Annotated in this window: 9 protein-coding genes; 6 read left to right on the top strand and 3 right to left on the bottom strand. The window is 56.5% G+C overall.

Annotated elements, in window-relative coordinates:
- Positions 1-172 precede the first annotated feature (172 nt).
- From AB1L30_RS20040 to AB1L30_RS20025, 4 genes are all read left to right on the top strand, one after another.
- Positions 173-1321, top strand: coding sequence for a fatty acid desaturase (locus tag AB1L30_RS20040; RefSeq protein WP_367015350.1), 1149 nt, complete (start codon positions 173-175; stop codon positions 1319-1321).
- A 6-nt stretch (positions 1322-1327) separates the two neighbouring features.
- A complete protein-coding gene (locus tag AB1L30_RS20035; protein ID WP_345089763.1) occupies positions 1328-1726 on the top strand; it encodes a DUF202 domain-containing protein in 399 nt (132 codons plus the stop codon).
- Positions 1727-1913: 187 nt separating this feature from the next.
- A complete protein-coding gene (locus AB1L30_RS20030; RefSeq protein ID WP_367015348.1) occupies positions 1914-6320 on the top strand; it encodes a discoidin domain-containing protein in 4407 nt (1468 codons plus the stop codon).
- 242 nt (positions 6321-6562) lie between these two features.
- The gene (locus AB1L30_RS20025) at positions 6563-8218 is read left to right on the top strand and encodes a hypothetical protein (protein WP_367015346.1); all 1656 of its coding nucleotides are present in this window, start codon (positions 6563-6565) and stop codon (positions 8216-8218) included.
- A gap of 11 nt (positions 8219-8229) precedes the next feature.
- Here AB1L30_RS20025 and AB1L30_RS20020 read toward each other — a convergent pair whose 3' ends face one another.
- Genes AB1L30_RS20020 through AB1L30_RS20010 form a run of 3 tightly spaced genes read right to left on the bottom strand, consistent with a single transcriptional unit; the run spans position 8230 to position 10579 of the window.
- On the bottom strand, positions 8230-9396 hold the full coding sequence (locus AB1L30_RS20020) for a hypothetical protein (protein WP_367015344.1): 1167 nt from the start codon (positions 9394-9396) through the stop codon (positions 8230-8232).
- Entirely contained in the window at positions 9386-9898 is a 513-nt protein-coding gene (locus AB1L30_RS20015) for a zf-HC2 domain-containing protein (protein WP_345089774.1), read from the bottom strand. Before AB1L30_RS20015 ends, AB1L30_RS20020 begins: the two co-directional genes overlap by 11 nt.
- Positions 9899-9940: 42 nt before the next feature.
- Positions 9941-10579: a sigma-70 family RNA polymerase sigma factor gene (locus AB1L30_RS20010; protein ID WP_367015342.1), complete on the bottom strand. Its 639-nt coding sequence runs from the start codon at positions 10577-10579 to the stop codon at positions 9941-9943.
- Between the two features lie 977 nt (positions 10580-11556).
- Between AB1L30_RS20010 and AB1L30_RS20005 the strand changes: the two genes are divergently transcribed.
- Complete coding sequence (locus AB1L30_RS20005; RefSeq protein ID WP_367015340.1) at positions 11557-13227, top strand: DUF1549 domain-containing protein; 1671 nt, start codon at positions 11557-11559, stop codon at positions 13225-13227.
- A 74-nt stretch (positions 13228-13301) separates the two neighbouring features.
- Entirely contained in the window at positions 13302-14570 is a 1269-nt protein-coding gene (locus AB1L30_RS20000; protein ID WP_367015338.1) for a DUF1501 domain-containing protein, read from the top strand.
- The last annotated feature ends 151 nt before the right edge of the window (positions 14571-14721 follow it).

The following is a 14721-nucleotide window of genomic DNA, read 5'->3' as shown; positions in this document are numbered from 1 at the left end:
TTGGTTGACTTAATCGTCATTTCCTGCCCGCCTTCCGCCGGAAAGTTAGCTTAGGCTGAACAATTGGCGGAACCCGACTCATCACCACAGCCGATTTTGATGCCTAGGATGTGATCTCAAATCATGGACGGTGTATCCGACATAGCGAACACGGCAAAGACGCGAATAAGCCATGAGCCATACTCCCGCCGATCGAAAGCAGGCCCCCCTGCACTGCAACAAGTCTGATGATTTCTCGTTGGCCGAGGCCCGCAAGACCATCGGCGACTTGTTTAAACCCAACCCGTGGATCTATTGGACCGATCTTCTTCTTAGTTTTTCGGTCGCGATCTTCTGCTTTCGAATGGTTCGTCAGTGCGAACTGTTCAGTTGGCAGCAAGCTGCTTTCTTCGTGGTGAGCAGCCTACTGTTTTATCGGTTGGCGATGTTCATCCACGAACTGGTCCACCTTCGCACCGGGACGTTCACCGCGTTTCGCGTGGCCTGGAACCTGTTGGTGGGCATCCCGTTCCTGATGCCATCGTTTGTGTATTACACGCATCTCGACCATCATCGCCGCAAGCATTACGGCACCGACATGGATGGCGAGTACCTGCCAATCGAATATGAAGGCCGCTGGCAGATCTTCGCCTTCGTTGGGGCAAGCTTTGTGGTCCCATTCCTGGCGGTATTTCGCTTCCTGATCCTGACACCACTGACGTGGGTCAGTCCGGCCGTTCGCGACTGGGCGTTCAAACATGCCTCGTCGATGGTGATCGATCCGAAGTACATTCGTCCTCTGCCTACGAAGCAGGCCATGCGTCTGATTCGTTTGCAGGAAGGGCTTTGTTTTCTGTGGTGCCTGGGTGTGCTCGTTGGCGCACTTACCGTTGGTGGTTACCCCTATCCATTCCTGATTCAAGCTTACTGCACGGGTGTTTTCATCCTAACGATCAACGCCGTGCGGACGCTGGTCGCTCACCGCTGGCACAATCACGAGGGGGAAATGACCTTCCTCGAACAACTGCTCGATTCGGTCAACTTCCCAGAGAACATGTGGATCACGCAGTTGTGGGCTCCGATCGGAACTCGTTTTCACGCGTTGCATCACATGTTCCCTTCCCTTCCCTATCATCAAATGCCCGAGGCACATCGTCGTCTGATGGAAGTGCTGCCGGAAGGTTCGCCCTACCATCAAACGAACGAGTCGACCTTCACGCATGCATTTCTCGACTTGTGGCGTCGCTGTGGGATTCGGAAAGCGGAACGCAATGCAAACGCTCTCGAAACCCAATCGGCCGAATCCTCGCAAGTCGGCAACGAAATGGCAAAGTCGGCCTAAGTATCTATGACCGATCAGTCTGATCCACGCGTCTTTTTTGCCGCCGAGCGAACCATGCTCGCGTGGCTGAGGACAGGGCTCGCCATTATCGGGGTGGGCTTCCTCGTGGCTCGCTTTGGCTTGTTCTTGCGAATGCTCCGCCATCCTGGCACCGATATCACGCCGCCACTGGCATCGTCGCTGATTGGAATTGGGTTCGTGCTGCTGGGTGCCACCCTGATTGGACTCTCTGCCTGGCAGCACAAGAGCTTCATCCGGCAGATGACCTTCGACCAGCGGCCGAGCAACTACAGCATGCATCTGGCAACTTGGATTTCTGCCCTGGTGGCCGTGCTTGGCCTTTCACTGGCCATCTATCTGCTGGTGAGTGTCTTCATCGCCGATGCTGCCCCGGCGGCTGCGTAACGGCTCTCTGCCCCGAATTCCGCTGTTTCTCCCCCTCAAACCGCGGGAAAACGGGGAATTATCTCTGCCGGCTGCGAAATCGAATAGCCCAAACAGGTGCCTCTGGAAAGGGTTTGAACTATAGTGAATATGGTCCCTCACCCTATTTCCTGCCAGCCAAATATTCCCTCGCTATAGGTTTTTCTGGATGACGATCCCCCGCAGATTTATGGCCCTCGTCCTCGGTATGTTGACGCTTGGCCTGGCCGCAGCTCCCCTGACTGCCGCCGATGCTCCTAAGCCCATCAAAGCACTTTTGGTCACTGGTGGTTGCTGCCACGACTACGAGTCGCAAAAGAACATCATCAAGGACGGGCTCGAAGCTCGAGCCAACATCGAAGTGACCGTCGTTCACGAAGGTGGCTCGACAACTGACACCAAGATTCCGCTCTACCAGAATCCCAACTGGGCCGACGGCTACGACATCGTTCTGCACAACGAATGCTTCGCCGCCGTGAAAGATCCGGCTTGGACCGAACGCGTGCTGAAGCCGCACCAAGAAGGCCTGCCCGGCGTGGTGATTCACTGCGCGATGCATTGCTATCGCGACGGAACCGACCAGTGGTTCAAGTTCTGCGGTGTGACCTCGCATCGTCATGGTGCCCAGTACCCGCACGCGGTTTACAACTACGACCCGGAGCATCCGATCATGCAAGACTTCGGTCCTGCGTGGACCAACCCACAGGGCGAGCTCTATCACATCGCCAAGGTTTGGGACACGGCTCACGTGCTGGGTGCTTCCAAGGAAAAGAACGACGGCGTCGAGCACGCGTGCGTGTGGACCAACCAGTATGGCAAGACGCGCGTCTTCGGGACGACGCTGGGACACCATAACGAAACGATGGAAGCGGATGCGTTTCTCAACATGCTGACGCGTGGCACGTTGTGGGCCTGCGACAAGCTGAACGACGATTACCTGAAAGAAATCGACAACACGACGCCGAAACTGGTTCCTGTGAACCTGGCACTCAACAAGCCAGCCACCGCTTCCAGCGAAGAAACCGGCAAGAACAACTTCGCCAAGCTCGCCTTCGATGGCAAAGAGTCAACGCGCTGGTGTGCCAGCAGTGCGGACTATCCGCAGTGGTTGCAGGTCGACCTGGGCGAACCGAAGGAACTGCGTGGTGCCCAGATCGATTGGGAATCGGAAGGTGGCGTTTACCAGTACACGATCGAAGGGAGTGCGGACGGCGAGAAGTGGATGACCATCGTCGATCAGTCTGACAAGAAGGACAACAAGCACGACTTTGAATTCGTCGCGGGCGGGTTTCGCTACATTCGCATCAACGCTTTAAAGAGCAAGCATGGGGGCTGGGCTTCGATTCGTGAAGTCCGTCTGCTCGGTTCGGAACTGGTGAAAGTTGCTCCGGCCCAAGCCAAGGAAGATGCCGACGCGAAACTGTTGGCCGAAGTGAAGGTTCCTGAAGGCTTCGATACGACGCTGTTCGCAGCGCCGCCAGCGGTCAATTACCCGGTCTTCGTGGCAAGCAGTCCTGAAGGGGACGTTTACGTTTCGGTCGATAAGAATGGTTCGCTCGATCGCGAGAAGCGACGTGGGGCGATCCATCGCCTGCGCGACACCAACGGCGACGGCCAGGCCGACGAAGTGAAGCTGTTCGTACCCGACGTCGACTCGCCACGCGGCATCGTGTGGGATCGCGACCGTTTGTACGTGCTGCATCCGCCGCACCTCAGCGCTTTCATCGACGACGATGGCGATGGCCGTAGCGATCGCCAAGAGATCTTGATCAAGAACCTCGCGTTTACCTTCAAAGATCGTCCTGCCGACCATACCTCGAACGGCGTCACGCTGGGCGTCGACGGCTGGTTATACCTGGCCATTGGCGACTTTGGTTTCATGGAAGCCGAAGGGGCCGACGGTCGTAAGTTGCAGATGCGGGGCGGTGGTGTGCTGCGGGTTCGTCCTGATGGCACGCACATGGAAGTTTACAGCAACGGTACGCGTAACATCCTGGAAGTCGCGGTCGATCCGCTGATGAACGCCTTCACGCGTGACAACACCAACGATGGTGGCGGCTGGGACATTCGTCTGCATCACTTCAGCGGGATGGAAGATCACGGCTATCCTCGTTTGTACATGAACTTCGGCGACGAAATCATTCAGCCGTTGGCCGATTACGGTGGTGGTTCTGGCTGTGGTGCGTTGTACATGGACGAACCAGGTTTCCCCGAAGGCTACGGCAATGCTTTGTACACGGCCGACTGGGGACGAAGCTGGATCTATCGCCATAACCCAAAACGAACCGGTGCCACGTTCGAGGTTAATCAGGAAGAGTTCCTCGGGATTCCTCGCGTGACCGATCTCGATGTCGACGGCAACAGCAATATCTACGCAGCCAGTTGGAAAGGTGCCACGTTCACCTACAACGGCGAAGACGTGGGTTACCTCGTTCGCGTGACGCCCAAGGGATACCAGGCGGAAGCGATGCCTGTCCTGAGGAAGGCGACCGAAGACGAACTCTTTCAGTTGATGAACTCCGACAGTCATCGACGTCGCCTGGCCGCTCAGCGTGAACTGCTGGCTCGAGCCATGGTAAAGAGCGAATCAGGAGAACCGGCTGCCAATTCAATTTTGAAGCAGGCCGGCAATCTGATGATGGGGCAAGAGATTAACGGCAAGCTCCCTTCCACGGAAGCACGCGTCGCTGCGATCTACCTCGGAAATCAGATCATTACCGAACAGGCTCCCAATTGGGAACGCCTTTATGATGTCTGGTTCGACCGACTGAACATGGCCGCCCAGCGTCAGGCCGAGATCGCTCCGTTGGCGATTCGTGCGATGTCGGACCTCGCCTTGTTAAATCAAGACCTGCGGACTGCTCCGAAGTTCCGACAACTGGTGGAAGTGGCTGCCAACCGTGGGCTGGGAAGCGATGATCCACGTATGCAATTGGAATCGATCATTACGCTTGGGCGTTTGACCGAGTTAAAGACGCCACTGCCGGTGCCAGGGGCGAATCCGGAAGGATTGGTTACGTTCCTTGGTAGCGATGACCCAGTGATCCGCCACACCGCTTTCCAGGCCTTGGCGAATCTGGAAGCTTACGAGCCGTTGTTCTTTGTCCTCGACGGTCGCACCGCCAGCGAACGCAAGCGTCAGTTTGCCTTGTTCGCCTTGCAGCGGATGCACAAGCCAGAGGTGGTCGAAGGTTTGATCGAACGTCTGCCGAAGGAAGAAAGTCTTTACCGTCGTCAGGGCCTGCTGACTGCCTTGTGCCGTCTGTACTACGTGGACGGCGAGTGGAAGGGAAATAGCTGGGGCACGCGACCTGATACGCGTGGTCCTTACTATCAGCCTGAGAAATGGGAGATGTCCGACAAGATTGGTGGCGTGCTTCGTTCGGCGTTGGCTTCGGCTGGCAACGAAGAATCGGCCTTCCTGCTCGAGCAGCTTCAGCGTCACCGGATCGAACTGGACGGCACGCTGCGACTCGCCCTGCAGAAGGCGGCCAACGATCCGAAGTTCGCTGCGGCAGCGATCTCGATCATCGCCCAGTCGAACGAACTCCCTGGCGAAGCGATCGGCCTGCTCGAAAAAGCGGCGACTGATTCGGATACCGCTCCGGAAGTGCGAGCCCAGGCCATCACCGCCCTGCTCCGCAGCACCGAAGCCAGTGTGGTCGAAGCCGCCCTGGTCGGTCTCGGCAAGTTGTACGCCAGCGAACCAGGCGGTGCCGCTTTCAAGCAGACGCTGAGTGCTTTCCAGAATAAGGATGCCTTGAGCCGTCAGATCGGTGTGATCGAAAGCCTCGCCAAGACGCCGACTTCGCCTGCTTCCTTGTGGGCCGAGGCTGGTTTGCTGACGCTGTCGACACAGCAGAAGCTTTCGCCAGAAGTGGCCAGCACGGTGAAGTCGTCGCTGGAAGCAGGCTGGGGCGATCCGGCTCGTCAGCCACAACTGCTGGGTGCGGCCATCATTGTGAACGATCGTAACCTCGAAGATAAGGTTCGGGGCCTCTTGGCTAGCAGCAATGCCGATGTCGCTGCGGCTGCCGGCAAGGTGGCCGATGCCTGGAAGCTGAAGGCTCAGATGAACAAGCCGACCGGTCCGAAGGTTTCGACCATCGACCCGACCGAGGTCATCAAGCAGGTCGTGGGCATGAAGGGGGACACCTCGCGAGGTGAACAGCTCTTCGCGAAGCTGACCTGTAACAAGTGCCATACGGTCGATCCGAACGAAACGCCTCGTGGTCCTTACCTGCCGCAGGTCGCCAAGACTTATAAGCGGGATCAATTGACCGAAGCGATCGTGCTGCCAAGCAAGTCGCTGGCGCAAGGGTTCGTGACCAACATCTTCCAGATGGAAGATGGTCGTGTCCTGTCAGGCTTTATCACGTTTGAAGGTCCGGAAAAGATTGTCATCCGCGATGCCCAGGGCACCGAGATCACCTTGAACCCAGACGAGATCGAAGGCCAAAAGAAAGACACGGTCTCGATCATGCCAGTTGGCCTGGCCAACGACGTGACCGTTCAGGAACTGGCCGACCTGGTCACCTACCTGGAAAGCCTGGCCTCGAAGGCGGACTCGAAGTAGTCCGACCGGCATCAAGCCGCTGAAGCGTAATCTACTTGATCCCGGCAATGTCACTTGATGACATCGCCGGGATTTTTTTATGGATCCAGCGAACGTCGTCGAGAGCGATGTGCACCGAATGGGTGGCTTCTTTGCCCCGTTTTGTTGAACTCCCTCCCGATCTTCAGTAGCGTATCGTTATGTCGTCGTTTCATACGGGGCAGGCAATACGTCTTTCTTTTCAGCCAGGCGGTGATGGGGCAATGCGAACGCTAACGTTTTTTCTGCTTCTGGGTATCGTGAGCTTTGCCGGCGCCCAAGAGCCAGAGGCGAAACTGGATCAGGTCAAGCCGACGCCTCGGCCTGAATTGATGGAAAGGGGCTGGCAAGATAAAGCCGCGCTCGAGACCCTTTTGAAAACGAAGGTCTCGCTGAATGTGGTCGACAAGCAGTTGAAAGATGTCGCCCAGCAATTTGCCGACCAGTTGGGCATACCGGTCCGTGTCGACGAACTTCAATTGGAACGAGTGGGACTCTCGGGAGAGTTTCCGGTCACTTTCCGTGCAGAACGTTGGCATGGTTACACAGCGTTAAAGTGGATGTTGCACGATTTGGGGCTGACCTTCATCCCAGATGGCGACGGATTATTAATTACGGTCTACGAGCTTCCGAAAGAACAGCGGATCACCCATTACTATCCGATTCCGGATTTGCTGGGCGAGCCTTTCGACTTCAATCCAATTGACGATGTGATCAAGTCGATCATCACGCCTGAGCACTGGATCGAAGAGAAGCACGCCGTGATGCGGCAGATCGACGATGGCTTGCTCATATCGCATTCGGTCGAAGGGCATCTCCTGGTGCAGCGGCTATTGGAAACCCTGCGGGCGTTGAAGGATGCCCCTAACGATCCGTTCAACACCATGCCTTTGCTCGTTACCGTCTATCCGAAGGAAGAAGCGGAATCGGCACTCACGCTGCACAGCGTCGGGGCTGGCCTGGACGTGAACGAGGTTCCTTTGGAAGAGGTAATGGCCGATCTAAGTAAGGTGGCCCTGCTTCCCTTCCACATCGATAAAAGAGCCTTGGACGACGTAGGATTGGCGGCCGATTTCCCGATCACGGTTCGAACGCCGCCGATTCCGGTGGATGAACTTCTAGATATGATTCTCCTACGGCACGAGTTGGATTGGTTTATCGATGGCCAGGTGGTCGTGATTACCTCGAACGATGAACCGGAAGCGGAGTCACTGATCCGAGCTTACCCGGCACGCGATCTGTTCTGGCACGGACTTTATAGTGCTGACCCTGACATACGTCTGGCGGCGCTCGACTATCTTCGTGAAGTCGAAGGTATTCCGCCTCCGCCGAAAACGACGGGCTTCGGCGGCTTTGTCGATCCAAAACGGGAAGTCGACTACCGAGGCCTGCGCGATGCCTTGATGCATTCGATTGAACCGGAAAGCTGGCTGGAAAGCCGGCAAGGAGAAGGCAGGATCTGTCACTTTCCGATGGGGGCAGAGTGTTTGATCGTGGCTCAAACGCATGCCGTCCATCGAAAGTTGGAAGTGGCACTGGAAGAGATTCGCCAGCAGCGGAAATTGCCGGATCGAGATGAAGTGCTGCGGAAAGTTCAGCAGCGAGAGGAGGAAAATATCTTTCAATCGCACTACTTCAGCGCGATTCTGGGACCGGGCAAAACGATCCCGTTGGATGCCGCACAAGATATCGCCGATAAGATCCGCCAGTCGGTCGCCCCGGAAAGTTGGGGCAACGAAGATACGTTCATCAAGGCGGAAGAATCAGGCCTGGTGGTTCGCAACCAGCGGCGTGTTCAGCGAAAGGTGGAAGCCTATCTTAAGAAGGTCGGACTGCAAGATCCTGACCGTCAGCTTCGAACCCCAGGCGGCTTCTTCTAGCGAAGCAGCCTCTAGGTTTCGACCGTTCCGTCCTGCATTGGTGGCGGTGGGTTGCCATCGCGCATGTTCGGTGGTGGGCCTTCAGGGCGAGGGCCTCGGCCATCTCGCATTCCAGGAGGACCTCCGGGGCCACGACCATCAGGGCCTCGCTCCCCTGGTCTGCGGTCGCCAGGACCACGATCCCCGGGGCCACCGCGTCGACCACCGTCGCGATCGTCTCCACGACGACCATCACGATCCCACGGAGGATTGCCAGGTCGATTGCCACCAAAGTATCGGCCACCATTGGCTCGCATGTAATCGCCCCGAAGCTCCTTGTCGAAGCTTTCCGGCGGCAAGCCTGCGAGTTCAGCCTGACGTTTCTCTGGAAGTTGACGGTAGAACTGCTGCAGCTCTTCGTCGCTGACCCGTTCGTGCATGTGCGACATGAAGGCGTTCTTCATCAGCGCATTCAACAAGCCCATGCGACGGTCGGAAGGTTCTTTGTTCAAACGGGACTGGGTGTCTTTGTCGAGGCGCGTGGCGAGCTCGTTTAATTCTTCTTCAGTTGGCGTCAGTCGATTGATCCCCGGGGCATCCGAACGGAACGACATAGCCCAGATGCCGGAAAGCTTATTGCGATCGGGAGGCAAGTCGGACATCCGCTTCTCGAGCCAGGGGAACTTGGCGTACAGCTTCGGTTCGTTGGCGAGGATCTCTTCCTGATGCTTCACCAGCCATTCGTCAAACCAACTACGGATCGCGGCGAAGTCTTCCGGGCGAGGTTTGATGTCTTGCCAGGCGGCACGGGTCAGTTCGTCGAACCGCTGACGTTCCTGGAAACCGATGATCTTCTTGATTTCGACGATGCGCTGATCGACTGGCATCCCTTGCAGCTTGATGCGGTCGGATTGGTCGACCGTTTTCAGCCAGTCGTAGTAGCGGTCCATCACCTCGCGAAGCTGCTCCCCTTCCGGATGCGACTCGAGCGCGTCGTTCAGTTCGATCCGGCGATTACGTTCGTCGGAAGGAAGCCGTTCGAAGCGTTCCAGTTTGACACGCAACTCCGCCTTGTCGGTTGCCGACATCGCGGCGATTCGTTCGGATCGTTCCGAGAGCGTTTCCTGGCTGACGCCAATCAGGGCGGTGACAAGCACGACTGCGATGATGGTCGCAGCCGTGATGAAGCTACGATTCATCGCTGGCTTCTCCGGTGAAGAGACCTTCTTTTCGCAGCGCTTCGAGGAACTCGATGTTGTCGACACGCTCGAATTCGTCGACCCGTTCGATGACCGGCAGGTATTCAACCAGAATTCGGTCGGGGCGGCTCAGGCGATATTGCGTCAGCATATAGCCGATGCCGATCAAGGCGACGATGGCCAAGGCGATGCCGGCCTGGCGAGCGAAGGCGCTTCGCTTTTGCTGTTGCTTATATTGTTGAATCTCTTGCGAGGCAGCGACCGTGATCATCTCGACTGTCGTGCGGACGAACTTCTCGTCGTCGAGGTCGGCCTTGGGCAGTGCTTCAAGCATGTCCCAGGCACGATCAAGCTCGTCGAGCCGATTGCGGAACGAGTCGTCCTCGGCCAGGCGCGTTTCGACCAGCGATCTTTCCGTTTCGGAAAGCTCGTTATCGAGATAGGCGGCAAGCAGCTCGTCCACCTCGGTCGTTTCGTCGGGATGTGCGGTCGGATCGGTCATGGCTACGTCGATGGGTAAACGGAGAGTATTCCGCTTGGTCCGTTAAGGAACGGTTCCTTCCTGGAGGTATGGTTGTAGGGCATCCTTCAAATTCGCGCGTGCTCGTGAGAGCAGCGACTTGATGGCCTGGACCGACATCCCCATCGTTTCGGCGATGTCGTTGTAGCTCATCTCTTCAAACTTGGCGAGCAACACAGCCATTCGCTGCCGCTCGTTCAAGGACTGGACCGCCTGGCGCACGATCGAGCCCATTTCGGACTTATCTAACTGACGGGTCGGCATCAAACCGCTGGCGGCGGTGGCGATGCGTTCCAGCGGATCGGCGGGCTGGCTTCCGGACTGATCGGCTGGGTTGGTGACTTGGACTTCCTTGCGTCGGGCAAGGCTTCTTCGGGCATTGCTGGCAACGTTGTTCACAATGGTGAACAACCAGGTCGAGAACCGCGAACCTGGGACATAGGTCTTCCGCGAGCGATAAACGCGCATGAAGACGTCCTGGGCCAGATCCTCGGCGAGATCCCGCTTGCTGACCAGGTGCTCGAGCACGGTGACCACACGACGTTGATAGCGGAGCATCAGCTCCTCGAACGCCGCGGCATCATCGTCGCGCACCAACAGCATGAGCCGGACGTCCGGATCTTGCAGTTCGTATCTTCGGGCAGTCGATTCCGAAATCGACAAAATAACTTCTCCGCGAGCCGACATGACAAGGAATGAATAGGGCCTGCAGACCCCTGAAATTCAGTCTAGGGACTGTGGTCGGCAAAAACCAGAAGCCATGTCCCATGAAGACCTCTGGTCGTCGCGTCCGCCATCGAGTTGTCTCGGTCCGATGACAACTTATTGGGGCACATGGTTAAGAACCCCGGACCGAGGCCAAGGTTTCTGCCCGTTTAATACTCCGCGGAGGTAGGCAGAGGGGGCTCCCCACCAGTTGTGACGCTAGCAGAAGGAAAGACGTCTCCATTCTGGCCCCAACGAAGGATTTTTGAGGTGATCAGCGGCTATCCAGCGTCAGGATATTCTTTTGGCACACCTTATGCATATATATCTAGCATCCTAACGGAACTGAGACAGGGTCGGAACAGAGAAGAGGATCCTGGATAACAGGGGCCGGTATTAAGAAGAGGCACACCGGTTTTTGGCCTTAATCCTTCAGAGGCATTGGGTTAAGGTCGTTCCAAAAGGATGATAAGAGGCTTGAGTTGGAGGGATCTCCCCCTTCCATCCCGAATAGAACAGGCGAGTCCGTTTCTTTGAAGCGACTCGCCTGTTTTATTTTGCACGTTGCAAAATCGAACAATGTGCAATTCTGATACGCCCCGCATGGGGGTGCATCTGCTGCGAAACGCGATACCAAATAGAAAAATGAAAATTGGCTCCAAAAATCCCACTTTTGGAGATTCGCAATAATAGAAGACCCTGCCGTAGAATAGATTAGTAGGGTTGTCGTCTTTCCGTCGTCTGAAAAAAGTGGCAGAAATCGGACGGATCCAGGAAAATCGACGAGTACATTCCTAGTACAGGGTCGTTTATCCAGGTGAGTTACGGCATTTTCACAATGTCTCGTCACGAAAGTAACTCGCAATGGACAACCTAACTCGTGCAATACGAGGGCTTTTCGCCGTCCATTTTTTGTTGCAGAAGAGGTAATCCCCATGTCGCGCTGGCAAATCCTTCCCCTAGCAATCTGCCTGGTGTTTGCGGTCTCGGCCGGATCGCAGGCTGCTGATAAGTCGGATGATTACGGTATCCCTCAGGTTGCCGAGATCAACGAGAAGATCCGTCTGGGCTGGGAAGATTACGGAATCTCGCCTTCGCCAGAAGAAATCGACACCGTCTGGGCTCGTCGTTTGTTTCTGGACGTGCTGGGGCGTGTTCCTTCGGTCGAAGAACTGAATGAATACGCTCGCGATCGCTCTAAGGACAAGCGTAAGAACCTGGTCGACAAGCTGCTGTACGACGAACGCTACACCGAAGAATACGCTCGGAACTGGACCACCATCTGGACCAACATCTTGATTGGCCGCAACGGTGGTACCGACAACAACTCGCAGATCAGCCGCCCTGGCATGCAGAAGTATCTGCGTGACAGCTTCGCCCGCAACAAGCCATACGATCAACTGGTGAAGGAATTGGTCACCGCGACCGGTGCCAATCACCCAGGCATGCCTGAGTTCAACGGCGCGGTCAACTTCTATATGGACAAGCTGGACGAAAACGGCGTCCAGGCCACCGCCAAGACGGCTCAGATCTTCCTTGGTATGCAGGTGCAGTGCACCCAGTGCCACAACCATCCGTTCAACGAATGGAAGCAGGAAAAGTTCTGGAACCTGAACGCCTTCTTCCGTCAAACCCGTGCTCGCCGTGGCGAAATGCCAGCCGGTGACGACGGTGCGATGCGAGCCATGGTGCTCAGCGATGGCGACTTCATGGGTGAAGGCCGCAACATCGAGAACGCCGAAATCTATTACGAACTGCGTAACGGCCTGCTAAAGGTCGCCTACCCTGAGTTCCTCGACGGTCAGAAGATCCCAACCAGCGGTCGCGTGGCGGAAGTCAATCGCCGCGAAGAACTTGCCAAGTTCATCGTTGATTCGGGCAGCCTGCCAGAAGCCGTGGCCAACCGTTACTGGGGTCACTTCATGGGCTATGGCTTCACTAAGCCTGTCGATGACATGGGACCTCACAACCGTCCAACGCATCCAGAACTGGTCACCTACCTGGGTGAAGAAGTTCGCAAGAACAGCTTCAACCTGAAGGACCTGATTCGCTGGATCACTTTGAGCGAAGCTTACGGGCTCTCTAGCCGCATCACCAAGTCGAATGCCCTGGACGATCCAACCGTCGGCGAGCCACCCAAGTTCAGCCACTTCTACCTGCGTCAAATGCAGGCCGAACAGTTGTACGAATCGCTGTTGGTTGCCACCCAGGCCCACAAGACTCGTGGCAATTACGAAGACCAGGAAAAGAAGAAGAGCGAATGGATGCGTCAGTTCGTCACCGCCTTCGGTACCGACGAAGGAGACGAAGCCACCACGTTCAATGGAACCATCCCACAAGCCTTGATGATGTTCAACGGCGACCTGGTGATGGATGCCGTCAGCACCAAGCCAGGCAGCTTCATCCACACGATGGCTGCGGAAGGTCGCGACGGTAAAGAGGCCATCAACGACCTCTACATGGCAACGATTGCTCGTCGTCCAACTCGCAACGAGTTGCAAGCGGCGAATTACCTGATTGGTGTTCACAAGGGCGACATGGCGAAGGCACTGCAAGATGTCTTCTGGGCCCTGTTGAACAGCAACGAATTCATCTTAAATCACTAAACCCTCGACGTACTCCTACCCAGTACTGCACCACTGGCCCGAGTCGTCGGGCATCAAAACAAGGAAACTTTGCTATGACTCAGACTCCAAGCGGGATGACCCGACGTCATTTCATGTCGCACATGGCTGGTGCTTCTGCCATGGTCGCTCCATCGCTGATGATGGGCAACGCGATTCAGGCCAACGCACAAGAGTTGAAGAAGCGTGGCAAGAGCTGCATCATGCTGTGGATGGGTGGTGGTCCGAGCACCATGGACCTGTGGGACCTGAAGCCAGGTACCAACACCGGTGGCCCATTCAAGGCGATCAGCACCAAGGGCGACATGCAGATTTCGGAACACCTTCCGAAGGTTGCCCAGGTCATGGATAACCTCTCGATCGTTCGCTCGATGAGCACCCGCGAAGCGGATCACGGTCGTGGACGTTACTACATGCACACCGGCTACGTTCCAAATCCGAACATCGAACACCCAAGCTACGGTTCGGTGATCGCTCACGAACTGGCGAGCGACCACAACGAACTGGAAATTCCGCCGTTCGTTTCGGTTGGCGGCGGTAGCGTCGGTCCAGGCTTCCTCGGCATGTCGTGGGCTCCATTCACCGTCAGCAGCAGCGGCCAGGTTCGTAACCTTGGCATGAAGGGCTGGGGCGATGAAACGCTGCAAAGCCGTTTGAGCATGCTGCAACTGATCGAAGGTGGTTTCGTCAGCCAGAACCGCGGTCCAGCCGCCATGGATCACGCCAAGATCCTGGACAAGACCGTCAAGCTGATGACCAGCGATCAGATGAAGGCCTTCCGCGTCAATGAAGAGCCAGAAGAAATGAAGGAAATGTACGGTAACGATGGCTTCGGCCGTGGTTGCTTGCTGGCTCGCCGTCTGGTGGAAGCTGGCGTTCCATTCATCGAAGTTGACCTGGGTGGTTGGGACAATCACCAGAACATCTTCAACACGCTGAAGGACAACAAGCTGCCGGTTATGGATCAGGCCATGAGCGCCCTGGTCACCGACCTGAAGCAGCGTGGCCTGCTGGAAAGCACCACGATTGTCTGGATGGGTGAGTTCAGCCGTACGCCTCGCATCAACGGTAACACCGGTCGCGACCACTGGGCTCGTAGCTGGAGCACGGTTGTTGGTGGTGGCGGTATCAAGGGTGGTCTGGCTGTCGGTGCTACCAGCTCCGATGGTACCCGCGTCGAAACCGAACCTTACAGCTCGGAAGACCTGATGGCGACTGTTTGCCGCGCGATGGGTATCTCGCTCGACACGACCTTCACCAGCAAGAGCGGTCGTCCGATGAAGATCGCCAACGGCGGTAAGGTGATCAAGGAATTGGTCGCCTAAGAAAAAGGCGAAAAAGTTTCCGTGGGCGGGAACAATTTGGATACCTGCCTACGAATCAACTAGTAACCAAGCATCAAACACCCTGGCAAAGCTTTGCTTCTCCCAGGGTTTGGCCCGGAAAACTAAGACCGGGCCCATAAGAACCAACGAA

Origin of the sequence: Bremerella sp. JC817 (assembly GCF_040718835.1) — a bacterium.
Lineage (GTDB): Bacteria > Planctomycetota > Planctomycetia > Pirellulales > Pirellulaceae > Bremerella.
The sequence above is the reverse complement of the archived record's forward strand: the minus strand, read 5'-3'. Positions and strand labels throughout refer to the sequence as shown.

Bases quoted from the DNA above. Each gene is read 5' to 3' on its own strand.
- AB1L30_RS20030 (WP_367015348.1), top strand. From the start codon at position 1,914: ATGACGATCCCCCGCAGATTTATGGCCCTCGTCCTCGGTATGTTGACG.
- AB1L30_RS20005 (WP_367015340.1), top strand. From the start codon at position 11,557: ATGTCGCGCTGGCAAATCCTTCCCCTAGCAATCTGCCTGGTGTTTGCG.
- AB1L30_RS20035 (WP_345089763.1), top strand. From the start codon at position 1,328: ATGACCGATCAGTCTGATCCACGCGTCTTTTTTGCCGCCGAGCGAACC.
- AB1L30_RS20015 (WP_345089774.1), bottom strand. From the start codon at position 9,898: ATGACCGATCCGACCGCACATCCCGACGAAACGACCGAGGTGGACGAG.
- AB1L30_RS20040 (WP_367015350.1), top strand. From the start codon at position 173: ATGAGCCATACTCCCGCCGATCGAAAGCAGGCCCCCCTGCACTGCAAC.
- AB1L30_RS20025 (WP_367015346.1), top strand. From the start codon at position 6,563: ATGCGAACGCTAACGTTTTTTCTGCTTCTGGGTATCGTGAGCTTTGCC.
- AB1L30_RS20000 (WP_367015338.1), top strand. From the start codon at position 13,302: ATGACTCAGACTCCAAGCGGGATGACCCGACGTCATTTCATGTCGCAC.
- AB1L30_RS20020 (WP_367015344.1), bottom strand. From the start codon at position 9,396: ATGAATCGTAGCTTCATCACGGCTGCGACCATCATCGCAGTCGTGCTT.